This window comes from Paraburkholderia kururiensis (genome assembly GCF_034424375.1).
Classification (GTDB): Bacteria; Pseudomonadota; Gammaproteobacteria; order Burkholderiales; family Burkholderiaceae; genus Paraburkholderia; species Paraburkholderia kururiensis_A.
In genome coordinates this window covers 2,190,893-2,217,756 of sequence record NZ_CP139965.1, presented here as the reverse complement: position 1 = coordinate 2,217,756, position 26,864 = coordinate 2,190,893, and the positions used below count along the sequence as shown (strand labels likewise).

The 26,864-nt window shown below is 66.9% G+C and carries 27 protein-coding genes; 4 read left to right on the top strand and 23 right to left on the bottom strand.

The genetic code is table 11. The annotated features are described in order from the left end of the window. Window positions 1–7: 7 nt before the first annotated feature. The gene (locus U0042_RS09960; protein ID WP_114814927.1) at window positions 8–931 is read right to left on the bottom strand and encodes a LysR family transcriptional regulator; all 924 of its coding nucleotides are present in this window, start codon (window positions 929–931) and stop codon (window positions 8–10) included. Here U0042_RS09960 and U0042_RS09955 point away from each other — a divergent pair. Beyond that, the gene (locus U0042_RS09955; RefSeq protein WP_114814964.1) at window positions 833–1,360 is read left to right on the top strand and encodes a hypothetical protein; all 528 of its coding nucleotides are present in this window, start codon (window positions 833–835) and stop codon (window positions 1,358–1,360) included. The two genes, U0042_RS09960 and U0042_RS09955, sit on opposite strands and share 99 nt — an antisense overlap. 74 nt (window positions 1,361–1,434) lie before the next feature. Here U0042_RS09955 and U0042_RS09950 read toward each other — a convergent pair whose 3' ends face one another. The 15 genes from U0042_RS09950 to U0042_RS09880 all read right to left on the bottom strand — a co-directional run bounded on the left by U0042_RS09950 (window position 1,435) and on the right by U0042_RS09880 (window position 16,299). Beyond that, window positions 1,435–1,923 carry a YbaB/EbfC family DNA-binding protein gene (locus U0042_RS09950; protein ID WP_232833604.1) on the bottom strand — a complete coding sequence of 163 codons (489 nt, stop codon included), beginning with the start codon at window positions 1,921–1,923 and terminating at the stop codon, window positions 1,435–1,437. A gap of 58 nt (window positions 1,924–1,981) precedes the next feature. Beyond that, window positions 1,982–3,454 (bottom strand): Do family serine endopeptidase, encoded by a 1,473-nt coding sequence (locus tag U0042_RS09945; RefSeq protein WP_419150506.1) that lies wholly within the window; start codon window positions 3,452–3,454, stop codon window positions 1,982–1,984. Beyond that, window positions 3,451–3,843, bottom strand: a complete 393-nt coding sequence (locus U0042_RS09940; RefSeq protein ID WP_114814924.1) for a hypothetical protein — start codon at window positions 3,841–3,843, stop codon at window positions 3,451–3,453. The genes U0042_RS09945 and U0042_RS09940 overlap by 4 nt, the downstream gene beginning before the upstream one ends. A gap of 62 nt (window positions 3,844–3,905) precedes the next feature. Beyond that, on the bottom strand, window positions 3,906–4,745 hold the full coding sequence (locus tag U0042_RS09935; RefSeq protein ID WP_157977911.1) for a hypothetical protein: 840 nt from the start codon (window positions 4,743–4,745) through the stop codon (window positions 3,906–3,908). 12 nt (window positions 4,746–4,757) lie between these two features. Further along, entirely contained in the window at window positions 4,758–5,645 is an 888-nt protein-coding gene (locus U0042_RS09930; RefSeq protein ID WP_114814922.1) for a peptidylprolyl isomerase, read from the bottom strand. 126 nt (window positions 5,646–5,771) lie between these two features. Next, window positions 5,772–6,230: a hypothetical protein gene (locus tag U0042_RS09925; protein WP_114814921.1), complete on the bottom strand. Its 459-nt coding sequence runs from the start codon at window positions 6,228–6,230 to the stop codon at window positions 5,772–5,774. After that, window positions 6,227–6,820, bottom strand: coding sequence for a YbjN domain-containing protein (locus tag U0042_RS09920; RefSeq protein WP_232833605.1), 594 nt, complete (start codon window positions 6,818–6,820; stop codon window positions 6,227–6,229). Before U0042_RS09920 ends, U0042_RS09925 begins: the two co-directional genes overlap by 4 nt. A 68-nt stretch (window positions 6,821–6,888) precedes the next feature. Then, the gene (locus tag U0042_RS09915) at window positions 6,889–7,554 is read right to left on the bottom strand and encodes a hypothetical protein (RefSeq protein WP_232833602.1); all 666 of its coding nucleotides are present in this window, start codon (window positions 7,552–7,554) and stop codon (window positions 6,889–6,891) included. An 11-nt stretch (window positions 7,555–7,565) separates the two neighbouring features. Further along, window positions 7,566–9,371 carry a putative porin gene (locus tag U0042_RS09910; RefSeq protein ID WP_114814918.1) on the bottom strand — a complete coding sequence of 602 codons (1,806 nt, stop codon included), beginning with the start codon at window positions 9,369–9,371 and terminating at the stop codon, window positions 7,566–7,568. A gap of 170 nt (window positions 9,372–9,541) precedes the next feature. After that, window positions 9,542–10,243 carry an energy transducer TonB family protein gene (locus U0042_RS09905; RefSeq protein WP_114814917.1) on the bottom strand — a complete coding sequence of 234 codons (702 nt, stop codon included), beginning with the start codon at window positions 10,241–10,243 and terminating at the stop codon, window positions 9,542–9,544. 9 nt (window positions 10,244–10,252) lie between these two features. Then, entirely contained in the window at window positions 10,253–10,663 is a 411-nt protein-coding gene (locus U0042_RS09900; protein WP_042300407.1) for an ExbD/TolR family protein, read from the bottom strand. Window positions 10,664–10,682: 19 nt separating this feature from the next. Next, window positions 10,683–12,491, bottom strand: a complete 1,809-nt coding sequence (locus U0042_RS09895) for a DUF2341 domain-containing protein (protein ID WP_114814963.1) — start codon at window positions 12,489–12,491, stop codon at window positions 10,683–10,685. 83 nt (window positions 12,492–12,574) lie between these two features. Further along, a complete protein-coding gene (locus U0042_RS09890) occupies window positions 12,575–14,218 on the bottom strand; it encodes a ShlB/FhaC/HecB family hemolysin secretion/activation protein (RefSeq protein ID WP_232833601.1) in 1,644 nt (547 codons plus the stop codon). 159 nt (window positions 14,219–14,377) lie between these two features. Further along, window positions 14,378–14,986, bottom strand: coding sequence for an adenylyl-sulfate kinase (gene cysC / locus U0042_RS09885; RefSeq protein WP_114814915.1), 609 nt, complete (start codon window positions 14,984–14,986; stop codon window positions 14,378–14,380). Between the two features lie 164 nt (window positions 14,987–15,150). Continuing rightward, entirely contained in the window at window positions 15,151–16,299 is a 1,149-nt protein-coding gene (locus tag U0042_RS09880) for a TIGR03032 family protein (protein ID WP_114814914.1), read from the bottom strand. Window positions 16,300–17,003: 704 nt separating this feature from the next. Here U0042_RS09880 and U0042_RS09875 point away from each other — a divergent pair. Continuing rightward, complete coding sequence (locus U0042_RS09875) at window positions 17,004–17,501, top strand: hypothetical protein (RefSeq protein WP_232833600.1); 498 nt, start codon at window positions 17,004–17,006, stop codon at window positions 17,499–17,501. A 31-nt stretch (window positions 17,502–17,532) separates the two neighbouring features. After that, the gene (gene gspK / locus U0042_RS09870) at window positions 17,533–18,534 is read left to right on the top strand and encodes a type II secretion system minor pseudopilin GspK (RefSeq protein ID WP_114814912.1); all 1,002 of its coding nucleotides are present in this window, start codon (window positions 17,533–17,535) and stop codon (window positions 18,532–18,534) included. 23 nt (window positions 18,535–18,557) lie between these two features. On the opposite strand, the gene U0042_RS09865 is transcribed toward gspK, so the two are convergent. After that, on the bottom strand, window positions 18,558–20,252 hold the full coding sequence (locus U0042_RS09865) for a type II toxin-antitoxin system Phd/YefM family antitoxin (RefSeq protein ID WP_232833599.1): 1,695 nt from the start codon (window positions 20,250–20,252) through the stop codon (window positions 18,558–18,560). Window positions 20,253–20,405: 153 nt separating this feature from the next. Here U0042_RS09865 and U0042_RS09860 point away from each other — a divergent pair, with 153 nt between their 5' ends. After that, window positions 20,406–21,233 (top strand): hypothetical protein, encoded by an 828-nt coding sequence (locus U0042_RS09860; protein WP_114814911.1) that lies wholly within the window; start codon window positions 20,406–20,408, stop codon window positions 21,231–21,233. A 171-nt stretch (window positions 21,234–21,404) separates the two neighbouring features. On the opposite strand, the gene U0042_RS09855 is transcribed toward U0042_RS09860, so the two are convergent. The 6 genes from U0042_RS09855 to gspL all read right to left on the bottom strand — a co-directional run bounded on the left by U0042_RS09855 (window position 21,405) and on the right by gspL (window position 26,857). Further along, window positions 21,405–21,656, bottom strand: coding sequence for a FecR/PupR family sigma factor regulator (locus tag U0042_RS09855; protein ID WP_114814961.1), 252 nt, complete (start codon window positions 21,654–21,656; stop codon window positions 21,405–21,407). A 237-nt stretch (window positions 21,657–21,893) separates the two neighbouring features. Continuing rightward, a complete protein-coding gene (locus U0042_RS09850; RefSeq protein WP_114814910.1) occupies window positions 21,894–22,904 on the bottom strand; it encodes a FecR family protein in 1,011 nt (336 codons plus the stop codon). Window positions 22,905–22,915: 11 nt separating this feature from the next. Continuing rightward, window positions 22,916–23,464 carry an RNA polymerase sigma factor gene (locus tag U0042_RS09845; protein ID WP_114814909.1) on the bottom strand — a complete coding sequence of 183 codons (549 nt, stop codon included), beginning with the start codon at window positions 23,462–23,464 and terminating at the stop codon, window positions 22,916–22,918. Between the two features lie 4 nt (window positions 23,465–23,468). Continuing rightward, a complete protein-coding gene (locus U0042_RS09840) occupies window positions 23,469–24,212 on the bottom strand; it encodes a secretin and TonB N-terminal domain-containing protein (protein ID WP_114814908.1) in 744 nt (247 codons plus the stop codon). Between the two features lie 429 nt (window positions 24,213–24,641). After that, entirely contained in the window at window positions 24,642–25,163 is a 522-nt protein-coding gene (gene gspM, locus U0042_RS09835) for a type II secretion system protein GspM (protein ID WP_114814328.1), read from the bottom strand. Beyond that, window positions 25,118–26,857, bottom strand: coding sequence for a type II secretion system protein GspL (gene gspL, locus U0042_RS09830; RefSeq protein ID WP_114814329.1), 1,740 nt, complete (start codon window positions 26,855–26,857; stop codon window positions 25,118–25,120). Before gspL ends, gspM begins: the two co-directional genes overlap by 46 nt. Window positions 26,858–26,864 lie beyond the last annotated feature (7 nt).

Here is a 26,864-nt window from a genome sequence, read left to right as displayed (position 1 = left end):
CATGTTGTCATGTCGATGCATTGCTGCGGGCGAAGCCGCCGCGCTTCGCTTCGATGATGGCCCGGTGAAACTCCTCGGCGGCCGGCGTGAGCGGCCGTCCGCGCCGCTTCACGATGCCCACGCGGCGTTTCACGACGGGCTCGACGAGCGGCACACTCGTGAGAACCGGATGCTCCTGGCCGGGCATGGCCATGGACGGCACCGCGGCCACCCCGAGCCCCGCCTCGACGAGGCCGAGCATGGTGGTGACGTGCCGCGTCTCGCACACGCTCGGCACACGCGGCGCCACGGCGGAGAGCGCCTGGTCCAGCAACAGGCGGTTACCCGAGGTCTTGTCCACCGACACGTACTCGTGCTCGTAAAGCTCGTTCCACGTCACGCGCTTCTTGCGCGCAAGCGGATGATCGCGGCGGCAGGCGACAACGAAGCGCTCCTGCAGCAGCAGCTTGAACTCGATCTCGGACTCCTGGCTGCCCATGAAGCTCACGCCGAAGTCGGCCTCGCCGCTGATCACCGCGCCCAGTACCTCGTTCGCGCTCGAGTCGAGCAGCTTGACCCGGATGCGCGGAAAGCGCCGATGATAGTGCGCGATGACGTTAGGCAGAAAGTAGTAAGCCACCGAAGGCACGCATGCGATGGTCACATGACCCAGGCGGCTCGACGAGACGTCGCGGATGCCGAGCAGCGCGACGTCGAGATCGTCGAGCAGCTGTTCGGCGCTACGCGCAAACACGCGGCCCACGGTGGTGAGCGTGACGCTGCGCGTGGTGCGCTCGATGAGACGCACGCCGAGCGCTTCCTCCAGCTTGTCGATGCGCCGACTCAAGGCCGGCTGCGAAATGCTCACCGCCTCGGCCGCTTTGCGGAAGCTGCCCAACTCGACCACGGCGCGAAACGCCTGCAGGTCCGTCAAATCGAAGTTAATTCCCACGGGCCGGTCTCCGCATCCCAGAATGGCCGGTATTTTGCCCGATTCCGCCGGGAGCACTGGCGGGCACGATGCTGCCCGGCGACACGCCGTTGCACGGCGACGACCGCGCGCGACCTGACGCGACTCGCGCGCGCCGCGTACGGCTACCCGCAGATTCGCCTCTATTCGACGTCGCACCAGAAGCTCGTGCTGGGTGGCGCGGGACCGCTGATGTATCGCAACACGGATCCGCTCGTGCGTAACGACGCATGGCACGTCGCGCTGCAAAAGACGGGCTTTACGAACGAAGCGGGGCATTGCCTGATCGTCACGACGCCCGTGCATGGGCACATGATGCTGATCGTGCTGCTCGGCGACCCGACGCCCCAGGCGCATTTTCAGGACGCTATCGATCTGCGGCGCTGGCTGGCCGCAAGGCGCTATCGCTGAGGGGCCGGGGCGCCGGGTACTCCGCTGGGTATCTTGCTGCTTATCTTGCTTGTTACCCCGCCCACTCGCTGCCGTCACCGGGCGGCACTCGAAGCCCCTCGTGCCGCTTCGGGATTCGCCACGAGCCGCAGCCTCACGCGCAGCGGTTGCAGCATGTCGGGCGGTGGCGGTTCCGGCAACGGATGCGCCATCAGCAAATCGCGCAACGCGGCATCCGCCCGTTCGTCGCCGAGCGACTCGAACTGGATCCGGCTCACAGCGCCGCGCTCGCCGATCCATGCGCGCACCACGATGGCCGGCGGCGGCGCATCGGCGGTCGCGTTCACGACGCGGTCTTCGAGGTACTGATGCAGTTGCGCCGACGCGTCGTTGTCCGCTTCGAGCGAGGTCTGGAACTGCGTGCTCGCAAGCTGGGCGTAACGCATCCACGACGGCGGAATCGACGACGCTGCCGGCACATCCGCCGTCTGCGCCCATGCGCACGTCTGCCCCAGCCACGTGCACGAGGCCACGACCAGCGCCCAGACGCACTGCCGCCACACGGCCCTTCGCTGCCGTTTCATGGCCACGCCCTCCTCCCGCCGTTTCATTTCATGCCTCGCGCCGCGCATGCCGCCGCACTCAACCCGGATCGACCGGCAGATACAGCCGCGTGCCGCCGCGTTGAACAAGCAACGCAACGGGCCCATGCGCGCCATGCACCTCGTCAGCCAGCGCGCCGATGCTCGTCACCGGCGTACCGTTCACGGAGAGCACCACGTCGCCGCTGCGCAGGCCCGCTCGCGCGGCCTGACCGTTGGCCGCTTCGATCAGGAGCCCATGATCGACGCCCAGTTGCCGCTGCTCGCGCACGTTCAATGCGCGCAGCGCGAGCCCCAGCGGCGCGGCATCGGCCTCGCCGGTCGTCGCGGCCACGGCGCTGTCGAGCGCGCCCACCGTCACCGGCATGTGGCTGCCCTTGCCCGCGCGCCACACGAGCAGATCGGCCTGCTGCCCCGGCTTGATCTTCGCGATCGTGCCGAGCAGGTCCGCCGAATCCGCCACGCTGCTGCCGTTCACGGCGAGCACCACGTCGCCCGCCTGCAATCCGGCCTGCGCCGCGGGACCGCCGGCCTCGACGGCACTGATCAGCGCGCCGTCCGGCGTCGCAAGCCCGAACGAGCGCGCCAGCGCCTGGCTCACCTCCTGCACCGCCACCCCCAGGCGCCCGCGCGTCACCTTGCCGGTCTTGAGCAACTGGTCTTTCACGTCGAGCGCCACGTCGATCGGAATGGCGAACGCGAGCCCCTGGTAGCCGCCCGTCTTCGAATAGATCATCGAATTGATGGCTACGACGCGACCGTTCAGATCGAAGAGCGGGCCGCCCGAATTGCCGGGGTTGATCGGCACGTCGGTCTGAATGAACGGAATGTAGCTTTCGCCCGGCAGCGAGCGCGACTTCGCGCTGACAATGCCTTGCGTGACCGTGTTCGCGAACCCGTACGGCGAACCGATGGCCATGACCCAGTCGCCCACGTCGATCTTCGCGGGGTCGCCGGTCACGACGGCGGGCAGATTGCGCGCGTCGATACGCACCACGGCCACGTCCGAAAGCGGGTCGCTGCCGACGACCTTGCCCTTGAACTCGCGCTTGTCCGTGAGCTTCACGTCCACGGTGGCGGCATCGCCCACCACGTGGCGGTTCGTGAGAATGACGCCGTCCGCGCTCACGATGAACCCCGAACCCAGACTCACCTCTTCGCGATTGCCGATCACGCGCCGCGCGAGAAACGGTGCAAGCGGATTGCCGGGGCTGATGCCGGGCGGCAACTGGATGCCCATTTGCGTCACCTCGCGCGTCACGCTGATGTTGACCACGGCCGGACCATAGCGTTTGACGAGCGTGGCGAAGTTGGGCATGGCAAGCGCCGTGCGGACCTCGCGCGGGGCGAGTCCGCTGGGAGCGCCGTCGTCCGCGGCACACGTCGCGCTTGCCGCAAAGAGGAACACGAGCACGGTGATGGCCCACGCACGTCGTCGCGCCGCCAGGGCGCCACGCGATTGCGCCAGCGCTTTCCTCGTCGCCATGAATGAGGCTTCGCCGCGAACATTCATTTCGGCGGCACGTTGACGGGCGCGGCCGGCCGTTGCGGCGTAACCGACTTACCCCAGTTCGAACCGAAGCGGTTGCGTTCGGTGGAAAGATTGAACGTCCCCACGCGGTTCGATGGGCCTTTCGCATTGACCTCGGCAGCCGTGGGCGATGCACCCTGCGCCGCATCGGCCGCGCTCGGCTTCGGCCGCAATTGCGCATTCAGACAATCGATGGACGGCGCACGCTGCCCATTTATTTCGGCATCCACACAAACGGGTTTCGTGCCCGACGTCGCTTCGGCAGCGGCCGCGCCTGAAGCGTCCGCCTTCCGCTGGCCGCTCTGGGCGTAGGCAGAAGCACTGAGTGCGCCACATACGAGCATCGCCGCCGTCCGCTGCCACTTCTTCATCTCGTTCTCTCCTGTCGCAACCCGTGCAACGCGCCCATCATTTCGCCCTTCATTCCATCCCTTCATTCCAACCGATATTCGCGCGAGCGCGCGACGTACTGCGCGACGGCACGCCGCTCGTCCGCGGTTACCGAAAGCATCGACGTGGCAGGCTGCCGGTGCCAGAGGTCGCTCGCGTCGCCTACGCGCGTGCAGGCCAGCACCTCATTGCCGGTGGGAAACGGCGTGGACTTCGCGTCGCGATAGTCCACGCGAAACAGCGCGGCCGGCGTGTCCTGCGGCTTCCATAGATCCGCGGCCTCGCGCACGTTCGCGCCGAACCAGAAGCGCACCCAGCGCGCTTCATCGCTCACGAGTCCTCTGACGCGTGGCGGCGCGAACGCGTCCTCGTCGGGCACGCGCATGAAACCCGCGAGCACGAGCAATACGGCCGGCACGTCCGCTTCGCGCAGTTCGGCGTAAGACCAGAGGTCCAGCACGTCCGCGCACGCGAGCACCGTGACGAATCGCGCGATGACAAGCGAGGGCCACGTCGCCTGCATCGCGAGGTAGTGGCGCGCCCAGTCTTCCAGAAAACGGCGCCGGTTCATGGCCGAGATCACCGCGTTACGCGACCCGTTCACGACCAGTTCGTCCGGTTGATAACGTGCGGTGCTCAGCACGCATTGCGCGGCCCGACGAGCGCTCTTGTGGCGCACGTGCTCCGGCATGTCGGGCACGTGGCTTAGCGCGCCTCGGCACAGCGGGCAGCGCACGAGAGCGGCGCCATCGGGCATGCGCCATGCGCCCGGCTCGCCGGATCGCGCGCGTTCAGCGCCGTTGCCTGACTGGAGCCTGTCCGCCGATGCCTGTGTCGATACCTGCGTTGATACCTGAGCCGGGGACGCGATCGGAAGTGCCATATGCGCGCGCCTCTATTGCACCGCTGCGAGCGCCTTCTTCAGCGCGTCTTCGTTGATGGGTGCGTTGCCGGCGAGCTTCGTGAGATACGCCTGCACGTTTTGCTGCGTGCGCTGGGCGCGCAGCAACGTTCGGAGCTGCTCCTTCACTTCGGCGAACGGACGCACGCCGGCCGGCCGCGTATCGATCAGCTTCAGCACGTGAAAGCCCGTTTGCGTGCGAACCGGCGCCGAAACCTGACCCGGCGTCAGTGCATTCGCGGCATCGCGCACGGCGGGCAGCAGCATCGTCTCGGGCACGAAGCCCATGTCGCCGCCGCGGTCCGCACTCGCCTTGTCCTGCGAGTTGGCCTTCGCGAGCGAGGCGAAGTCGTTGTTCTTTGTGCCACCGCTTGTGCCCGCTTTAGCGCCGCTTCTTGCAAGCTCCGCCAGATGGGCGGCCTGCTTGCCGGCCTTGTCGAGCGTGGCCTGATCCGCATTCGGCGGCACGGCGATGTAGATCTGCGCGAGATGCAGCGCGCGCGGCACGGCAAACGCGTTCTGGTGTTCGTTATAGGCCGCCTCCAGATCGGCATCCGACGGATAGTCGGACGGCGGCGCATTCACGGACGCCAGATACGTGCGCACGATCACCTCACGACGCGCGGCCTCGATTGCGGCCTGCACCTGCGGTTGCGTGTCCCAGCCCTTGGCCTTCGCTTCGGCCAGCACGGCCTTCTGTTCGAGCGTGGAATGCACAAGACGATCCATTGCCGCGGGGTCGGCGGCAAGGCGCGTGCGCCCTTCGGGGCTCAGCGACTTCACGAGCGTTTCGATATCGTCCTGCGTGACGGACGCCTGCGCCGCATTCGCCACCACGTCGTTGCCGGCGAGCACGACCAGCGGCGTGCCGAACAGAACCATTGCTGCAAGCATTGCGAGTTTCTTCACGCCTTCTCCTGCGACTACCCGACTGCTGTTTCCGGAACGTTGGCACACCGCCGTCGCGTCACAACCGTGCGCCGGCCCGTATGCCGCCTCTTGCCTGTCTTATCTGTGCGGCGCCGAATCCGCTACGCTCGCATTCAGCTGCATCACGATGGGCTGCCTCATGCCGTGCGGCGGCGGCGCACCCATGCACGTTGCGACGAGCGCCGTGCGCAGCGCTGCCTCGAGGGACGACTCGCACGCCGCTGCCACTTCGACGCGCTCGATGCTCCCGCGCTTCTCGATCCATATCTTCAGCCGCAAGCGTTCGTCGCGCGCCTCGGCATGCGCGTTCGACGCACTGCGTTGCGCGGCCCACGCGTCGCGAAAACGCAGCGCGGCTTCGGCGGAATCATCCAGTGCCGCACGCACGCGTTCGCTCACGCGGCCCGCGTATTCCATCCAGTCCGCGGGAGCCTCGTGAACGGCGATAAGCCGGTCGCTCTTCGTGCTGCGCGCGCTGCCCGTGAACAGCGCGCGCAGCATCGCACCCATTGCAGCGATGCGCGCCCACGCCGTCATTGCAACGTGGCCTTGTCACCGGCGGCCGGCTGCGTCACCGCCGCGTCCCCCTTCGCCGCGTCCGCCGGGTCCTGGCGGGCCGCGGCCTCTTGCGCGGCCATCGCGGGACGATTGCGAAGATGGAGCAGAAACTCCTGGATCAGCCTGTCCCATAGCTCGATGGTGGAGCGCAGGTAACGGCCGCTCACGCCGCCCGCCACCACCACGTCCAGTTCGAGCGCGAGAAAGGGCCCGTGATTCGCGAGCCGCGCGAAACGCTTCGTGCGGTTCCAGCTGGCGACGAGGTCCGCGGGCAATTCGCCTTGCACCTGAAGCACGCAGCTCAACGTGTAGTCGAGATAACGCAGCGCGTCTGCGCCCGTTTGCGCGGACGCCTCCGGCGCCGTGAACCCGGCCGCCACGTTGCCGAAGCGCACCGCGAAGCCCACGCCCTGGCTCGCGCTCATCAATTGCACCGCGCCGTTCTGCTCCGCGGCCGTCACGCGATAGCCGGCGGCGCGAAACACCTGCGCGAGTTGCTCGATGCCCACAGCCTCGATCCATTCCTCGTTCGAGACGGCCGCGTTCGCGTTTGTGCTGTCGTTGTCCATGTGGTCTTCCTTTTTCATGGGTTGCCTCGTATCGGCGTGCCCCGCGGGCGATCGCGGGCCATCGTCGTTCATTGCGCGCCGGCAGGCGCCGATGCCGCCGACGGACGCGCCGCCGGGTCGTATTTGCCCGCATAGAGCGCGTCGCCGTAGCGCTGCGCGATGTCGTCGTACTTCACGCGCGCCGACTCCGCGAACGGCTGCCGCGACGAGAGAAACGTGCCGAGGCCGACGTGCTCGTAGGCTTCCAGAATCTCGTGGCCCACGCGGTACAGGTCCGCATTTTTGGCTTCGCATGTTTGCAGTTGCGTGTCACGTGTCTTCACATCGTTCTGCAATTGCGTGCGCTGCGCGTCGCGGGTTTTCGTGACGGCGAGCAGATCTTCGTAGGAGGTCTTGTACTTCGCGAGTTGTTGCGTGTCGCGCGTATGGCTTGCGCGTTCTTCCGCCAGCGCGCGCCGTGCCTCTACTTCGGCGCTCGACTGCCCCTTCGCCGCAGCCAGCTGCCCCTGCAAGTCTTTGACCTGCGCCAGCGCCTGGTCGCGCTGCTGCTCCGCGGCGGTCTTGTCGGCCTGCAACTGCGTCTGGTTGTCCTGAAGCTGACGCAGTTCCTGCGTGGTGGCGCGCAACTGGCTGCGTAGTTTGTCTTCGATGCTCTGCGCGCCGGCGCCGGTCGCGGCGAGAATCAGCCCGCCGGCCAGGCCCACCGCGATCATCGCGTGACGAGTTCGTTTCATGCTTCGCTCCATCAGAACCGCGCGTTGAGTTCGAGTTGAAGCACGTCGATGGACACCGGCGGCCCATACACTTCCTTCGCGCTCAGGTAGCGCGCGGTGAACCACGTGTCGCGCGCCACGGCGTACGCGGCGGCCAGAATGTAGCCGCGCGCGTTGGTGCCGCCCAGGTGGAAGTCGGGGTCGGTGAAGGCGTCGAGCGTGGCGTCCGGTTGCAGGTACTTGTACGCCACGGAGAAATTCCACTGGCCCTTCGTCTTCGGTTCCGGCTCGCCGATGGTGGCCTTCGCGAGGAAGCCGTTCGGGCCGCTGCGGTAGTCCGAGCGCGACGCATTCACCGTGGTCGCCTCGTAGTTGTTCACGGGCAGCGAGGCCGCGCCGAAGGCCTTGTTCTCGTCGTAGGCCAGGTTGCGCACGAATTCGCCGTCGAGCCGCAGCTTGAAGCGGTCTGCGATGACCGTATCCCACTGCGCCTTGATGTCGAAGAGGCGATAGTTGTAGGCGAGGCCGAACACCTGCGGCTGCGGCGTGAGCCCCGGCGAGAGGTTCGGGTTCTGCACGATGTTGCGCAGCGCGATGAGCGAGTTGCCGCCCTGCATGAAGGTCGGTGCTTCGTTGTCCGTGCTGCAGCTCGTCGCGCCCAGATACAGCGCGCACGGCGAAGACAGCGTGCCGCGCATGTTCTGGAAGTCGTAGTAGGCAATGGCGCCCTTCAAGCGGTTCTGCGCGTTGATCTTCCAGTCCGCGCCGAACTGCGCGCCGAACATCCACTTCGTATCGCTGCCCACCTTGCTCGTGCTGTTCGACGGGAAGTTCTCGGCCGTGTACTGGATCGGGAACACGCCCAGTGTGCCGAACAGCATCACGTCCTGGTTCGCAGGCAGCGCGTAATGGAAGTTCGACGCGATGCCGTCCATCTCGAGGTCGTTCGAGAACAGCAGATCTGAAGCGAAGAACGGATTGTCGAAGCGGCCGGCGATCACGTTGGCCCACGGCGTGGGCGTATAGGCGAAGTAGACCTTGTTGAGCCAGATGTTCTTCTTGCCGAAGCCGCCGCCCGCGGTGGCCGTGGTGGACACGGGGCCGTTGTCGTTGCCGCTCGCGAGTTGCAGGCCCGCCGTGAGCTGCTCGGAGAGCAGCGCCGTCACGCCGAGCCGCGCGCGGTAGCGCTCCAGGTTGTTGCGGTTCTGCGTGGTGTTCTGCGTGGGCAACTGCGTGGTGTTCGTGTTCGGATTGATGTCGAAGCCGCCGGCCTGGTTGATGGCCGCGAAGTTCGTCACGTTGTTCGCGTTACGGCTGCCGTAGAAGTGGTACTCGTCGCGCACGCGCAGGTCGCCGTCCAGCTTGATGCGCGAGATCCAGTCCGGCAGCGCGTTCGGTTGCGCCCAGTTTTCGGCCTTCGCCTGGGCCATGACTTCCTGCTTCACCTCGTCGCGAATCTGGTTGCGCACCACCTGCGGCACGTAGGGCACGGCTACGTCGCCCGGTTGCGTGGGTGCGTTCACGACGGCTGCTGCGGGCGCACGCGCGGCGTTTGCGGCGCGTGCCTGCGCAGCCTCGGAACGTGCCTCGCTGATGAGGTCGTTGGCGTTCTGCTGCGTGAGTACCCCGCGCTTCACGAGCAGGTTGATGAGGTTGATCACCGTGTTCTCGGTGGGCGCCGCGGCGCCTTGCGCGGCCTGCGTTTCGAGCGACTGCGCGTGAGCGCCCGCGGCACACGTCATGCCCAGCGTGAAGAGCGCGGCGCTCATGCGCGAACGCCGCATGGGCATACCGCCGCCGCTCCATCCGCTACCCCGAATCTTGTTCATGCGAATCATCAAAGCTCTCCACATACCTGTTGTTTGCCTGGCACCGTCTTCGCGACGGGCCTGCGCTTTCGATTGCCGTATGTCGTTGCGTATGTCGCTGCGTATGTCGCTGAGTATGTCGCTGCGTATGTCGTTTGCGTATGTCGTCTTCTGTCGCCGCTCTTTCGTTCCGGCCCGCGCTAGGCCGGCTTGCGTCCCTGCAGCTTCACGAGCACCGGCCACGTCGTCGAGGGCGGCGGGGGCTCGTCCACCTTGCCGAGCGCTTCGATGGCCGCGACCACGGCCGCGTCGATCTTCGCGTCGCCCGTGGACTGCGCGATCGTCACCTTCGTGATGCGGCCGCTCGGCTCCATCCACAAATTCAGGCTGCCCGTGAAACGGCTGCCGCCCGCTTCCTGCACGCCCTTGTCCTGCTCGATCGCGCGTTGCAGCACGTAGACCATGTAGGTGTTGTAGCTCGCGTTGCCGAAGCGCCCTCCGCCGCCGCTGCCCACCATGCCGGAGCCGTCGCCCGCGCCGATGTTGAAGCTGTCCGTGCCAGCCTGAGCCGGTGCGTTCATCGTCATCTGCCTGGGTTGGTTATCCGAAGGTTTCGGCGCTTCGGCCGGTTTCGGCGCAACCGTAGGACGATCGACGGGCGTTTTCACCTCGTCCTTGATCTTCTCGGGCGGCGGCTTCTGTTTCGGCGGCGGGGGCGGAGGCGGCGGCAGCGGAATGACCGTGGTCACCTGCGGCGCGGTCGCGCGCTTCACGCCGGCCGTATCGCTGGCGAAATGCCAGACGAGCGCGGCCACGCCCAGCAGCACGAGCGCGATCAGCACCGGCTTGATGAAGCGGCCCGGACCGTTGCCGCTCGCGCCGCCGTTGTAGGTGGTTTCCATTGCGCGTTCCTAGCCGCCCTGCTTCGCCTTGCCCGTGACGAGGCCGACCTGCGAAAGATCGAGACGCCGCAGCAGATCGAGCACGTCCATCACGCGCTGGTACTGCACGGTGGCGTCGCCCTTGAGCACGATGGGCACGTCTGGATTGGTCGCTTTCTCCGTGCGCAGACGGCTTTCCAGTTCGTCCATCGTGACGGGATACGCGTCGAGAAAGATCTGCCCCGAGTCGGACACCGTGATCGCTTTTGTCTTCGGCTTCGCGAGGCTCGTGGACGAACTCGCCTTCGGCAGATCGACGCGAATGCCCTGCACCGAAGCGGTCGTCATGATGATGAAGATGATGAGCAGCACATACGCCAGATCGAGCATCGGCGTGATGTTGATGTCGTCGTAGGGCTTGTCGTCGTCCTGAACCTGCATGGCGTTCTCCCCGTCGCGTTCAGGCGGCCAGCACCGCGTGGTCGCGGTGGCTGCGATGCGCTTCGGCGAGGCGCGTGACGAATTCGTCGACGAACACCTGCATGTTCGCGGTCACGTTCTTGTTGCGAATGAGCAGGTAGTTGTAGCCGAAGAGCGCGGGAATCGCGACGAAGAGGCCCGTCACGGTGGCGAGCAGCGCTGCGGCGATACCCGGCGCGATGGCGTTCACGTTGACGTCGCCCGCCGCGGCGATTGCGGCGAACGTGATCATCACGCCCACCACGGTGCCGAGCAGACCGAGGAACGGGCCGCCCGAAATGGCGATGGTGAGCAGCACCATCGACTTCGAAAGACGCTGGTTTTCGCGCACGAGCGTGGCGTCCATCGAGGCGCGAATGGCTTCGATCGATTCGCTCGTAATCACCGTGCGGCCGGTTTCATCGACGCGGCTATGAATTTCCTGCACGCCGGCCTTGTAGAGCCGGTACAGCGACGACTGCCGCAGGCGCCGCCCTTCGTCGGTGGCTTCGTCCACGTGCGCGAGGCCCGTGAGGTGACGCCCCGCCACTTCGCGAAAACGCTGCACGAAGTAGTTGTTCGCGCGGTCCACGGTGCCCACGTAACCGGCCTTCGTCCACATCACGACCCATGAAATAACCGCCATGCCGAGCAGGATGCCGATGACGACCCACGCGTCCACCGTCACGGACTGCACGATGATGCCGAAGTAGCCAAAGCCGAAGCCCGACTGCTTTTCGTCGGCACCGTACCCCACGAGCTTCGATTCGGAGCCCTGCGACAAGGCATCGAGCGAGATGAGCGTGGGCGAACGCGCGATCTTCGAAAGACGCAGTTCGTCCAGCGCGCCGTTGAAGCCCGCGAAGCCGGCCGGCGCGCCGGCCACATCGCCGCCTACGGCCGCGGCACCCGCGAGCGCGGGCAACGTGGCCGCCGCCTGCGCGGCCTGCTTGCCGTTCACATAGAGCGTGAGGTTCTTGCCGTCCGCGGTGACGGCCACATGCGTCCATTGGGCCGCGGCCACGGGCGTGGTAGCGGCCACGCGCACGGGCGCCGCGCCGCTCGCCACCTCGGCAAACGGCACGCCGTTGTCGAGCCCGATCAGGAGCGCGTTGGCGCCGTCGCGACGGCTGTAGAGCAGCGTGTTCGGCGCAAGGGCCGCGGGCTTCGCCCACACGCTGAACGTGAAGCTGCCGCCCGCGCTCACGTTCAGCGACGGACTCGCCGGCAGGTTCAACGGCGTGCTGCCGTCGAACTGCGCACCCTTGCCGATCACGCCGTCTTCGATGGTCTTGAACGGCGCGTTCTGCGCGTTGTTCGCGTAGGCCGTGGCATCTTTCGGCGGCGTGCCCGACGCGCCGTTGAAGTGGTAGACGAGCGTGTAGTCGGGGTCGAACGTTTCCGCGGGCTTGCTGCCGTCCGGCGCCTTCTTGTTGCCGTAGTACATCCAGATGGACTGCGCGGCACCGGCCGGCATCTGCGGCACGTCGATCCAGACGAGCGCCACGCCGAGCACGGGGTCGTATTGCTCGATCTGGTAGTTGAGCGGCGTCTTGTCGTCAGCCGCGACGAAGCGGATGTCGGCGCCGCTGTCCTGCAATCCGTCGAACTGGAAGTTGCCCGAATGCAGCCGGATCAGAAGCGGCATGCGTCCTGCGGACTCCGATACGTTCACGCCCTTCGGGCTCGTATCGATGGTGATGGCCTTGCGATACGACCAGTCGTTCTGCCACCACGCGTTGGCCACGCCCGGCACGCAACCGAGCAGCACGGTCACGGCCGACAGAAAGAGAAATAACGCTCGCTTCACAGTCTTGCTCCCCGATAAGCCGGCCGCAACGGCCGGCACGACAGATGGAAACCGGTCAAGGTGGTGCATGCGGGCCGTGTTCATCAGAACCCCACACGCACGTAGAAATCGAAGCGCGGGCTGTACTGCCGCGTATAGACGCCCGCTTTGAGCGGCCAGCCGGCCTCGAAATCCGCGCTTGCATACTTGAAGATCTGCACGCGCGTGCCGAAGCCGATGCTGAGCAGGTTGAAGCTCGAGGTCTGCTCGGGCAGCGGGCTCAGCAGCCAGAGATGCGCGGCATCGACGAACGCATGGAAACGCCACTCGTTGACGTTGCTGCCTACGTACTTCGCAAGGGACGGGCTTCTCAATTCGAGCGAGCCGATCACGCCGCTGTCCGCCGTGTCTTCCGCCTGCATGTAGCCGCGCACGCTGTTCATGCCGCCCGCCGCGAACTGCTCGCTCGACACGAGCGGCGAGTTCGAAAGCTGCGCGCTGACGTGCGCGTTCGCCTGCATGTCGTTGGCAAAGCGCTGCGTGTGATTGACGTCGAACTTGCCGTAGACGAAGTCGGGCGTCGCGTTGTAGCGCTTGTTGTCCCACGCGTTCCAGTCGCTGCCCACGCCGCGAATGTTGGTGGTGAGCGACGCGGAAAACGCCGTTTGCGACTGCTTCAGCGCAAGCTGCCCGTTGTACGAGAACGTGACCGGCACATAGGTGAGCGGCGCGCTCGACGCGCCCTGACCTGCCAGGCTCACGTTCTCGTCGTAGTGCTTGCGGTCGATCTCCACGCTCGCGGACTGCGCGTAAGTGTCCGTGGAGGGCAGCGTGTAGATCGCGGTGAGGCCGAACGTGGTGCCTTTGCCGAGCACGTTCGTGCCGCCCACGGACGCCACGTTGCTGTCCGAATGCAGCACGGTGGCAAGCAGGCTCCAGTGCGAGTCCCTGAACGGTGCGAGATACGAGAACGAATAGACACGAGCGTCGTCGGGATGCTGCGGCGCCAATAGATAGGTACCCGAAATCACGTGCCCAAGCTGCCAGAGATTCGAATAGCTGAGCGTTGCGCTCGTGCGCAACAGCGAGGTGCCCGGGCTGTTGTCGTTGTTGAGGTCGAAGTTGCCGTGCAGCGGGCTGTGGTCGTCCACTTTCAGATCCACGTCCAGCGTCTGCGGCAGCGCGCCGGGCTTGAGCACCGGAATCACCTGGCGGTCCTGCGAACGGTTGAGGTCCGCCAGTTGCTGCTGCGCCTGCGTGAAGTCGGGCACTGTGCCTTCGGCGAGTGCGGGCACGGCGTCGCGAATGTTCTGCGGCGAACTGTATTGCGCACCTTCCACGCGCAGGCGCCCCACCTTCGCTTCCACCACCTGCAGCACGATCACGCCGTTCTTCACCTGCTGCTGCGGCAGCTCCACCACCACGGACTGATAGCCCTTGTCCTGATAGACCTTCTGCAGCGACTCGCGCGCGCCGTTGACGTCCGCGAGCGTGCGCCCCGGTCCTTCGAACGGGTACACGGCCTTCTCGATATCGAGGCTGGACAGTGTGGTGTTTCCGCGCACAATGAACTCGTTCACGTCGAAGGTTTGCGGTGCGGCGGTGGCCGGCTGCTGCGCCGGCGCGGCGTCGGCGGCACGCGCCCCGCAGGCGAAGCTCAAGCCGCCCGCCAGCGCGACGCCCGCAAGGCGTTGTCGCCTGCCCTGCCGCATCCGTTCCAGTCGTTCCCCGTCTACTGTTGGCGGCATGCGCCATTCCCCTTTTGTCAAACTGGATCGCTGTGCGCCGGGCCGGCCTTCCGGTCTGCGCCGCGCCGCCCGCTAACACAGCAATGTTTCAGATTCGTGATACTTGTTTAGTGATCCTTATCGCTATGATCGAACCATGGACGACGATCCGCGTTCCTTCTAGCGTGATGCCAGAACGAGGCGACGCGTCATATCGACGTGCGTTGCGGCGGCACCGCCCGCAAACTCGCCGAGCGCGTAGTGCAACAGATTGCTCACGCACGTCGCGACGTCCATGTTGGCGGTATCCAACGTCAGCTCCGCTTCGACAGGTGTTTCATATGGTGCGGAGACGCCCGTGAATTCCGGCAGTTCTCCGGCACGCGCCTTGCCGTACAGCCCCTTCGGGTCGCGCGCCTCGCACACGTCGAGCGGCGCGCTCACGTACAACTCGCGAAAGCGTTGTCCCACGATCTGCCGCGCCTGTGCCCGCATCGCGGCAAGCGGCGAAACGAGCGCGACGATGGCGATCAGCCCGGCGTCGGCCAGGAGCGTTGCCACCTCGGCCACGCGCCGCACGTTCTCGAAGCGGTCGCGGCACGAAAAGCCGAGATCGCGATTCAATCCGCTGCGCAGATGGTCGCCGTCCAGCACCACGGACCGCACCCCTTGCTTACGCAACTCGCGATGCAAGCCCTGCGCGAGCGTGGACTTGCCTGCACCGGGCAGGCCCGTCAGCCACAGCACGCCGCCGCTCGTATCGCGTTCGTTCCAGTCTGTCGTTTGCATCGTGACTTTCGCCCCACACGTGTTGCGCCTGCTCACATCCGGCCAACCGGTTTCACAAGAATCGGTCTCTAAGGACAATGACGAAACGCCCGCACGTATCCCGCATATTTTTTGCGTCGCACGACTCGCAGCGCCGCTTTTCGCCGCGCGCTGCGTGCCGCGCGTCAGCTTGCAGGCTCGTCTTCTTCGCGCGGACGCTGCTGCCAGAAGCCGCCCTTCATGGTCGCGATGGAAGGCGTTTCGGCCCATTGCCACGGACTCAGAATTTCGCCGCGCAAGATGTTAGGCATCACCTGCACGTCGAACACCTCGTCCACGCCGTTTTCGAATTGCAGCGTGCCCAGCACTTCCCCGGTGCGGGCATCCAGTGCCGCAACACCCGCCACAAGCGACGTCGATTCGCTTTCGATAGGCAGCCCCTGCGGGCCGCGCTTGTCGCGCAGCCGCGAAAGCCCGACGAACAGCACGCCGCCGTATTCCGCAAGACCGTGCGTAAAGCCCGGCAGTGCGGCGACCACGCGCTTCGCGCCGCTCGCCGCATCGATCTCCAGCACGTGGCCGCGCCCGCCTTCCAGCACGAAGAGCCGGCCGCCGATCAGCCGCGGCGAATGCGGCATGGACAATCCCGACGCAACGATGCGGCCCGACGGCACTTCCATCACGATGCCGCCCGTGGCCATCTGCTTGCGCCAGCCGAACGGCGTGCTGGTTTCGCCGAGCGCCGTCGCGTAGCGCACCTTGCCGTCGTGAAACGCCATGCCGTTGAGGTGGCAGCGATCGTCGGGGCCGAAGTCGGTGACGAACGGCGGCTGCCAGATCGGCGTGAAATTGAAGTAGCCGTCTATCACGCTGATGCACGAGTAGCGCGTGTTCACGGCAAGCACGATGTGCCTGTCGAACACCATGTCGTGCAGATCGAGGTCGCCCGTGTAGTAGGACACGCGCGGCACGAACACGGCGTCGTAATGGTTGGGGCGCGCGGGATAGAGCGGCGCAAGATTCGACACGTTCGCGAAGATCATCAGCTCGTGGATGGTCGCCACGGCGAGGCGATTGCCGCTCACGGTCATGCCCATCGAACGCGGCAAGAGGCATGCGGAAAGCGTCGGTACGCCGTTGTCCACGCCGAGCAGCGCCACGCCCGAGGGCCGGCGGCTTAGCGCGAGCGAGCACTTGAGCGAGGCGAGCACGTCGAGAAATCGCCCCGTGTCGCGCAGATGGATGAACGGTTCGTCGATACCGCTGACTGCCGACGCGCCATCGGTTCCCCGCGCTGGCGTATCGGCGGCCTTGTCTTCGTCGGTCTGTTTCACCCTTGTCGCGCCTCTCGTGCCCCGCGGCGCGCCTCATACGAGGCTGCTATCCGCATGCGCGGCAGCGGGTTGCCCGCGCCGCTGGTCTACGGTATCCAGACTTCATCCGGTTGCGCGCAAATCGTTTTGGCGAACCGCGGTCAACGCGCTTTCGCCTCGAATCGCTGCGCACCGAATGGCAAGTCGTGACTCTTATCTTCCTCGACGCATCGGACGGCTCAATACCGCATATTTTTTTGTACAAGCCGCTTTTGCGCATCCACTGAGGAAATCAATCCTCGTCTTTCCATCGTAAGTTTTTGTGACAGCTAACCGAATAATTCATCACGACATGCAAGTTTCTGACGGTGCCTGAAAAAGCGGTGCCGAGGCGCGCACCGGCAGCATGCGTCTGTCCATTCACAGTGTGGGAAACGGCGAAAAGGGGGAAAACTCAGCACTTCGCGCAACGAATAGCGTGAAACGCGAAACGCCAAATGACAGTCGCATGACCGTTATGCGATTGCGCATAAAGGCATTAGCGCAATAGCCTGCGGCATAGCGCGCTTTGCAACGTCTTATCCAATACAGGGAAAAGCAAAAGGGCAAGAACGTTCATGTCGATCACCACGGGGTTTTGGCGGTGGTTTTGGCGGTGGTTTTGGCGGTGGTTTGGGGCGCGGCTCACGGGTGCCTGCGCCCGCTCCGTCCACGCGCGCGCACGGTTGGCCGGGTCGCTTTCGCATGACGACTCGCGGCTGCCGCTGCGCTGGCGCATGCCGTGGCTCGCGTGGCAATCGCTTTCGTGGGCCGTGCTCACGGTGCTTGCGCCGCCGTTCTGGGCCGTCGGCATGCTGCTCGTCATCAACGCGCACAGCGACCAGCCGCTCTTCTGGGCCGCGACCATGGCGATCGTGCCTATTGCCCACGGCATCGCCATCGTCATGGTGAACCAACTGCATCACCGCGCGCGGTTCACGAGTCGCCGCGCCGTCGCACTGCGCTTCTTTCTGGTGAGCATGGCGGTGTGCTGCGTGCTGTTCGTCGCGGCACTGTGGGCCACAGGAGCAGGCGATGCGCTGCTTCGTCCGCTCGTCGAAACCGCACCCGGCACGCGAATCGACACGCTCGTGCTGCCGGCCGCGTGCGTGGCGGCGGCGTTCGGCATATCGTCATCCGCGCATGCGAGCATCGTGCATGCGTGGCTTGCGTTCGAAGCCTGACGCATTCCTTCACCACCGTGGGCGCCCGCACATGGATTCCGATGCCGACCGTCGCGCAGCACGATTGAAGCCCCCGCGTCGCGAGCGCGGCATCGCGATCATCACGGTGCTGCTCGTCGTCGCGCTGGCGGCCACGCTCGCCGCGAGCGTGCTGTGGCGTCAACAGGTTGCCACGCGCGACGTCGAGAACCAGCGTCTCACGGCGCAAACGCTGTGGAGCGAGCGCGCCGCGGTCGAGTGGGCGCGCGCGGTGTTGCGCGCGCAGAGCGCCACCTCGAACGTGACCTACCTGGGGCAGCCGTGGTCCGCGCCCGTAAGCGACGTGCAACTGGGCGACCTGCTTCCGCCCGAAGCCGCCACGCTCAATAGCGAGCTTGCGCACGCCTCCATCTCGGGCAACGTGGAAGACGCGCAGGCGAAGTTCAACGTGATGAATCTCGTCGCGCGGCGCGCGCCCGGCCAGCCGTGGCAGCCCAACGCGGAGGGCGTGCTCGCCTACCGCCGTCTGCTGGCCGAACTCGGGCTCGATCCCGCGCTCGCGCAGCAGACGGCCGCGTACCTCGTGCGCTCGCTGAGCGACTCGAACGGTTCGGCCGAGTGGCCACTGCAAGTCGTTTCCGTCGACGACCTCACGCGCATTCCCGGCTACGACGACAAGACTATCGAGGCGCTCACGCCCGTCCTCACCGTGCTGCCCGATCTCACCAGCGTGAACGTGAACACCGCGAGCGAACCGGTGCTCGTCGCGGCCATTCCCACGCTCTCGCGCAGCCAGGCGCACCGGCTCGTGGAGCGGCGCGGTACCGCCTACTTCGTGAGCACGGGCGATGTGGCGGAAACGCTCGCGCCCACGTCGGGCAGCACCGCGCTGCCCGACGGCGCGATGGTGGGCGTGAACAGCGGCTACTTCATCGTGCATTGCCGGATTCACTCGGCGCGTCTCGACGCACGCATCGACACGCTGATTGCGCGCTACGGCGTGGGCAACTTCTCATGGACCGCGGTGATCTGGGTGCACCGCGTCGCGGCGTAGCGGGCCGGCTTGACGCCCGCGGTTCAATTCAACGAGGGCTCGCCCACTGCGATGGTGGCAGGAGCGAGGTTCGCCAACGCCGACGCATAGCCGAGCGAAAGCCGTTCGAGGCTCGTCTCGCGCACTTCGCCCACGAGGCGGTTCCAGTCTTCGATCGAAACGAGCAGCGCGATGGGCCGGTTGTATTTGGTCACCATCACGAGCGCTTCGCCGGCATCGCGCAGCGCCTTCGACGGGTTGCTGCTGAAGTCGCGCGTGGCCATGGCGATGGTGCGCAGCTTCAGCGGTCCGGCCACGTCGAAGTCGGCCTCGTCGCGCAGCAGCCGGTCCAGCGTCGTGTTGCGCAGCCTGGCCTGGGCGCGCGCGGAGACCTTGTTTTCGCGCCGTTTTCTGCGCTCGCTGCGCGGGTCCACGTGAACGGCCAGGTGCTGCACGATCTCGCCCAGATCCGTCGCGCCGAGCCGGTCGTAGCGCGCCCAGCTTTCGGGCGGCAACGCGATCATCATGCCGGCGTACGTGGCATCCACGCCCGCCGCGATGTAGGCCGGCAGACGGCCCAGATCGCGATCGTCGAGGTCGAGCGCGCCGTTCACCGCGGCCTGCATCGCGCTGAGCGCGTTCCACGCGAGCGCGGTAATGCCGGAGGCCAGCAGCGCCGCGCGCGGCGGCACAGCGGCAAGCATGGCGCCATCGCAGAGGGCATCGAGCGGCAGCGGCAACGTCTCGCTCCAGGACCGGCACGACAACTCGACGACGCGAGCCGCGTCGAGTTGCGCAGCGGGCACGTTGGTCAGCACGACAACGGAAGCTTGCGCGCCGTTGCCCACCGCGCCGCGCCGCCATTCGATGCGCCGAAACACGAGCGAGGCCCCGCAGCCGTCGGAAAGGCTCACACGCTGCTCGCAGACGGCGTCGCCTTCCATCAGCGCCGCCTCGCGCGCCGGCTCGAGTTCGCGACACGGCACCGGCATGCAGGCATGCTCGCGCACGATGAACGCGCTGCCGCCGCGCGGCCAGCCCGCGAGCACGGCATTGGCACCGAAGCGGCCGTCCATGATCCACAACTCGCCGGGGCGAACCGATTCCAGGAGCTTCGCGGCTAGCGCGCGCTCATGCACGAAGCCGCGCTCGTACGGCAGAAGATCCACCACCATCGCGAGATCGGGATCGTAGACGGGCAGCGCGCGCAGCGCCGCGGCCGTGCTGGCCTCAGCGGTAGTCGCGGTATCGCGTCCGCATGCGCCCGCGGGCGCCATGCAGGCAACGGCTGGCGCGACGAGCATGCTGTCGAGCACGCGCACGCGAAATCCCGCTACCGTCGCGGCCGCCTCGCGCCGCCTTGGCGCAGCGGCCGGCGCGAGCAGTTCGGCGCAGTCCCTCACGAGCGTGCGGCCCCATTCGCTGCGCAGCCGGCTCACGCTGTCGTGCAAGGCCGTGACGGCCGCACCGAAGCCCGCGCCTGGATGCGCAGGCAGCGCATGCAACACAGGCGATAGCGACGGAAACGGCGCCGGAATGGCGGCCATCGCCTTCACCGCAAGCGAGAACAGCGCCTCGCGCGTCTGCCCCGATTCGTGTACCGGCGGCTCGCGCAGCGCTTCATCGCTTGCGGCCGCGTCGCTCATCCACTCGCCGTGCACCGCGGCCTGCATCACGAGCCTCGCCATGACGGCCATCGGGCTCTGTTCGACAAAGCGTTCCATGATCGTGCGTATCACGTCTTCTCCCGCCCCTGTTTCGTCACTGCCCGCATGCGCGGCCTCGAGGCCGCTCGCCTCGTCCACCCCATCCGACGCACCAAAATACGCGTGCTATCCTGCCTGCTCCGCGGGCGCAGCACGCCGCCCGCCATGGATCCGCGAGAACCCGGCATGTTTGTCGATCCACGTGTCGCGCATGGCCGCGCCAAGCTCGATTTGAACCGCTCCCCGCGCCTCTTCGCCGAAGAACGCCGCTGGGAAATTGCCGACGTCATCACGCGCGCCATCGATCAATTCGGCGGCACGCGCAACCGGCGCAATCTCATGCGCCTGCTCGAACGCCAGATCGCGCCGAAGCTCGCGCGGCTCGGGCTCGAACCGTACGTGGGCACCGTGGGCGAACGCGAAGGCCTCTTCCTGAATTTCTCCACGATGAGCGCGGAGCACGGACTGCGCGAATTCCAGCTCGACCTCGCCGTGCCCGATCTCGTGCTGCGCAGCTTCGCGTCGAACACGATCCGGCCTCATGCGGTGGCGCGCTGCATGCAGCGCAACGGCGTGATGTCGATGGCGGATATCGGGATCGAAACGGACGTGGCCTTCGTGCTCGCGCGCGTGGTGCGTGCCCTTGCGCTCGCGCAAAAGTGGCAGCAGGTGGGTGTGCCCACGCCGAAGGGGCTCTTCGTCGGCGCGCTCGACGAGAACACCAACGTGTGCCTGAACACCTACATCCGGCCCGCTGCCAGCGACCGGCCTTCGCGCTGGAGCGGCTTTGCCGCCCTCTTTTCGACGATGCCGGCCTGGAGCGCGGCCCAGATCCGGCAGGGAAGCGATCTGCTGCAATGGATGATCAACCATATCGTCGCCTTGCAAGAATCCGCACTGTTCGCCGAACGTTTTCCTTTTCTGCTCGAACCGTATCGCGCCGCCGACGACCCGCTCGACGCAGCCTGGTCCGCCGCTCGCGCGAGCACTTCAGGCGGCCCTGCGTCGAGCTGAAGCGCGCGCGTATCGCTTACATAAACTAGGTCGAAGCGAGCGGCGCTAACCCGCAGACGAACGTTCGACTGCGCGCGGCCACGGCATGGGCAACCGGCAACCGGCGACGAAAAGAAAACGCCATGCACGCGCCATCGTCCGACCGCGGACGCTTAAGACAAGACGGATGACTCAATGAACCGACGAGGCCCAGTCCGTGGCCTCGCGGCCCGGCATGCCGAGCATCTTCCAGAGCCAGACGATGTCGCGCGCCGCGCGCGCATGCGCCTCGCTCTGCATCCGCCAGCGCCGGAAGGCTTCGCGGTCGGCCTCGTTCGCCTCGCGCGAGCGCAGCCAGAGGACCCAGCGCACGGCTGCGTCGCGAATCTGCGCGGAAACGGTGTGCGTCCGGCAAGAAGAGTCATGCAGTTGCGATACTTTCATGTCCGCCACCGCTCGCGCTGAGTTGAACCTGCCCGCATCGTGCGGGCGCCCCTTGTGCCCTTGCCTTCTTCCGCCATGCGAGGGCGCGCGCGCCGGCTCGCAGGCACGTGCACGCGTTGGGGCCTTTCTACAGGCCCTCATTGATCAGGTCGGATGGGACGGGGGGTAACCCGCAAAGCGCGAAGCGCGTTTCGTCGTGCAGCGCGTGGCCGAACGCACCGCGCGCGCAGCTTCGCTTCAGCTCAGCAGCACGATGTTGCCCGGCAGCCGCATGACGCGCGCGCCGTACAGGCGGCCCATCATGTCGAGCACGTCGTCGAGCCGCGTAATGGGGAATTGCGCCTGGATGCGGTTCTGGCCCAGCGCCGCATTGCGCAGCACGACCTTGCCGGGCCGGTAGCGGTTGATCTCGTCGATCACCTCGGAAAGCGGCACGCCGTTGAACACCAGCACGCCGCGGCGCCATGCGGTGACGGCGGCAGCGTCGGTACGCGTGACGGGCCGCACGTGGCGGTCGTCGTAGGTGACCTGCTCGCCCGCGCGCAGCGTGAGGTCGCCGCGCGAACGCTGCACCGGATGGTCGAGCACGAGCCAGCCCGACACGCACGTGACGCACACCTCGGCGCCCGTGCGGCGCACGTTGAAGCGCGCCACCTGCGCCTGCATGCGGCCTTTGCCGGCCACGACCGTGACCGGCTGGAGCGGCGCGACGCGGCCCGCGGCGGGCGCGGCTGCGTCGAATTCGGCTTCGCCGTCCACGAGTTCCACGCCGCGTGCGGCCACGCGCGTGGGCAGCACGTCGAGCCGCGTCTGCGTATTCATTTCGACGCTCACGCGGTCCGAGAGCGCCACGCGGCGCTGCTCGCCCGTGCCCGTGTAGTAGTCCGCGGCCATGTCGCCCAGCGACGGCCACAACTGCATGGGCGGACGCAGCGCGAGCCACGACGCGCCCGCCGCCACCGCGAAGCCGACGAAGGCGCGCCGGCCCGTGCGCACGGCGCGTTCGCGGCGCGCCACGCCGGCCCACGAACGGCCCGACGCCCGCTCTTCCTGCGCGATCTCCGCTGCCGCCGTGCGCAGCGAACCCCACGTCTCGCGCAACAGCTGAGCCGTCTGCGGATGATCGGCGCACCATTCGCCGAACGCCGCGGCATCGGCCGGGCCCGCCTGGCCCGAACGCAGGCGCAGCAGCCACGCGCGCGCTTCTTGCTGCGCGAGGTCGACGGAATCGGCTTCAGCTTTGGTCATTGCGATGAGGCTCAAAATTTACGTGGCCCGCTGCGCGAACCAGGGTAGGCGTCGCCCGCTTCCTGGACGCGTTGCAGGCAATACTTGAGGGCCGCGCTCAACTCGCTTTCCACGAGCCGCAGCGAAATGCCGAACTGCTCGGCGATCTCGCGGTTCAGCAGGCCGTCCACGCGCGCCGCGATCAGAATGGCGCGGCGCCGCGGCGTGAGACCGCGCAGCACGTCCTTCAAGGCTTCCACCTTGCGCCGCGCCTCGACGATGCGCGCGGGGTCCGCGAGTTCGTCGGGCACTTCCATCAGGGTTTCGACGTCGTCGTCGTGCAGATGCCGGCGCTCGCGCCGATGCTGGTCGATGGCCACGTTGTTGGCCATGCCGAGGATATAGGCGTCCGCGTTGGCCACCTGCGTCGTGACGTTGGCGTTTTCCAGACGCAGCCACGTTTCGTGCAGCGCGTCGGCGGCGCCGTCTTTCGATCCCGTCACGCGCTCGAGGCGCCTGACCAGATACGCGTAGCGCGAGGCCAGGAGCTTGCGGAGCTGGACGCGGGTACTGTCGGCCATGGCGCTAGTTCGAGTCCGGCTGCGGGCAGTGAAAGTGCACGCCGTTGCCCACGGGCCGCAACAGGATCGTGACAGGCTCGGGCACGCCCGCGGGCGGCGCCGAATCGAGCTTCATGCGGCGCAGTGCGCGCACGATGGCCGCGTCGCGCGAGGCCAGGCCGCTCGATGCCACCAGGTTGACTGCCACTACTGTCCCCTTGTCGTCGATACGCAGTTGCGCCACGAGCCGGTAACTGCCCGGCACGGCAGCGGGCTGCGCGCACAGCGCTTCAGTCATGCGCGCCTGCAGCATGGCTGCATAGGCGCGTTGTTCGTCGTTGCCGCCGATGCCGTCCGCGGACTGCGCGGCACTGGCGGGCTCGCTGCCCGCCGCGGCCGGCGGCGCAGGTGCAGCCGGTTCGGGCTGCGCCACGATGATGGCCTCGTCCGGGCCCGTGAATTCGGCTCGCAATCCGGTGCCCGCGAGCAGTTGCTCGAGCGCATCGCGCGGCGCGTAGTCGCCCGCCAGGGCGGCGCTCGTGCGCCCTTCCAGCAAAGGCGCGGGCGCCAGCACCACGAGCTCCGTGACGTGCGCAAACGCTTGCAAGGCCTGAGACAAGGGCTGCGCGGGCAGATCGAAATGCACTGCACCCGCCGCTCGACTGTCTCGCGCCGCCTGCTGCGCCTCGGCGCAACGCGCCGTGAAGGCGGCAAACACCAGGCATGCGATCAGCGCCAGGACACCGGTTGGCGTCCATGAACGTCTCATGAGTCAATGGCCGGAAAAAAGATGCGCCCAGCGGATAGCGCCCGCCCCGAACGAATGGCGCCCACCGGAAAAATGCGAACGTCATACGATAGGTAAAGACTGTGACAGTCAGGTGACGTCGCGGCGAAGGTGACGTTGGGGTTGGGGGTGCTGGCTTGGCGGTGGGGAGTGGCGTGGGGGCGTTGTTGGGGGGAGCGTTTTTGGGGGCCTGTTTTCGGGCGGCGTTTTTAGGCAGCGTGTTTGGGCCGCATGTTTTTGCGGTTCATCTGTCGCGCCCGCATTTCGCGCTGTGTTTTTGGCGCTGTGTTTTTGGCGCTGTGTCCTTCGCGCTGTGTCCTTCGCGCTGTGTCTTTTGCGACGTGTCTTTTGCGCCTCGCGTTTCGCACCCCATGTTTCGCGCCTCGTCTTTCGCGCCCCATCTTTCGTCGCCTACTGTTGCGCCGCCGGTTGCAGCGTAGCCGACACCGTGGCGAGGCCCGCGCGTGCGTCCGCGTTCGCGTGTGCGTTGACGACGCGCACGTGCTGCTCGCGGCGCACCTGGTCGAGCCAGGCCATCCACGCGGCGAAGGGCACGGCCTTCGCGTCGATCTGCACGCTGCCGCCCGTGGCGACCACGCGCGCTTCGCCCATGCCGGCCTGCGCGAGCGACGCCGCCAGCGCCTCGCGCAACGCGTTGCCTTGCGGCGCACTCACGGCGGCCGCCGCGCGCAGGCGGCGCGCTTCGTCCATTTGCGCGCGCACGTCGGCGAGTTGCGCATCGAGCAGCGGCAGGCTGGCCGCGACGCGCGCGCGTCCTTCATAGGCAGGCTCCCACAGCACGGCGTAGACGAACGCAACGAGCAGCACCGCGCCGCCCGCGACGAGCAGCACGCGCTCGCGCGGCGCGCGCGCCTCGAACCATTCGGTCAGCGCGGCGCGCGCGTGGTGGAATTGAGCGAGCCGAGCAGCCATTTGCCGTTGTCCTCCTGGGTCGATACGCCCTGCGCGACGAGACGCCGCCGCAGGCCGTCGCCGTCGATAGCCGTCTCCGGCTTGAACGTGACGGCGAGCACGCCATCGCTGTAATCGAGCGTGGCGAGCGCGCTCGACGGAATGGGCCCCAATGCGCGCGAAAGCGCCGCAGCCAGCACGAGATAGTCATCGGGCCGCAAGTCGCCGGCCGCGCCGCGCAGCCGCTTGAGTTCGATCTGCATCTGCGTGTGCGGATCGAGAACCAGCGTGACGCCGGGAAAGGCGTCTTTGACGAGCGCCGTCATCTGCGCATTCAACGCGTCTTGCCGATGACGCAACTGCCACCACTGAACGTTGACGGCCGCGACGGACACCCCGACCGATGTGACGACGAGTGCAATAGCAGGCCACCACGGACGCAGACCGCCGTGGCCGCTCGCCGCCCCGCGCCCCGCGTGGGCGAATTCGAACTGGCACAGGTCGAACGGGCACGCGAGCGCGTTGCGCGCGAGGTGCGCCCACGCGAAGGTTTGCGCGGCGAGCGGGAAGGCGCTGTGCGGCGAGGTTTGCGATGACAATTGCGCCGACGTTTGCGTTGAGGTTTGCGACGAGTTCGACGGACCGCTGTGATGGATGGCGTGCTCCATCGACGCGCTGTGCGCGTGGTCTTGTGCCTTCGTTGCAGGCCTGGCCGCCGTGGTCGCTTCGTTCGCTTCACCTGCTGCGTCGGCCACGCCGGTAGCAGTCAACGCCCATACCTGCAGCGTGCCGCGCCGCGCGAGTTCGGCAATCGTCGTGTCGAGACGGTCCGCGGACACTTCCATGCCGAAGCCCGTGGGCCCCTGGCGGATCGCGAGTTCGACGCGTTGCGGCGGTTCGGCCGCTGCAATGCTTTCGAGGGGGCCGACATGTTCGACGGAAGCGGCAACGGCGTTGTCGCGCGGCTCATCGCCGTTGGCGTAGGCCGCCTGTTCCTGCGTGGCCGTCTGCATGAGCACCGTTGCTGCCGCGTGAGCTTCGGCTTCACTGCCCGTGCCTGCCGTCGTTTGCGCGAGCGGCGCGCGCCGCACAATCAGCACGCCCGAGTGGCGGCTGGCATGGCGCGCGTCCGTCTCGCCCGCCAGTAACGATGCCTCGCTTGCGTCTTCGTCATCGCCGGGCGCGAGTTCCGGTTCGCGCCTCGCTTCATGTGATTCGTGCGCTTCGTGCGCGTCGTCTGGCGGCTCGTGCTCCGGCGAAGGCATGCAATGCGCCAGCGGCACCACGCGCAACTGCCCATACCCGAGCGCGGCGAAACGTTGCACGACCGCTGCAAACCGCTCGCGATCCACCACCGCGACGACACGGTTCGCCTCGCCCTTGCGCGCGGGCGCAACGGCAATATGACTGCGCTGCGCATCGTCGATCAAAAACTCTTCCACGACGTTCGGCAGCAGCTTGCGCAGCTTCGGGCCCGCGACGGGCGGCAGGCTCGCTTCGAGCAGCAGCGTGTCGCGCGCCGAGAGAATCAGCACGGCCGTCTGCGCCTTCGGCAACGCGCTGGGCACACACTCGCCGGTTTGCACGATCTGCCCACGACGATCGAACAGCGCGTAATGCACGGACTCATCGTGCTCATCGTGCTCCTTGTACTCGCCGTCAAGATTCGTATTCCTGAATGGAATAGCAGGCAGCAGCACGACGAGAGTCGTCATCGCGCAC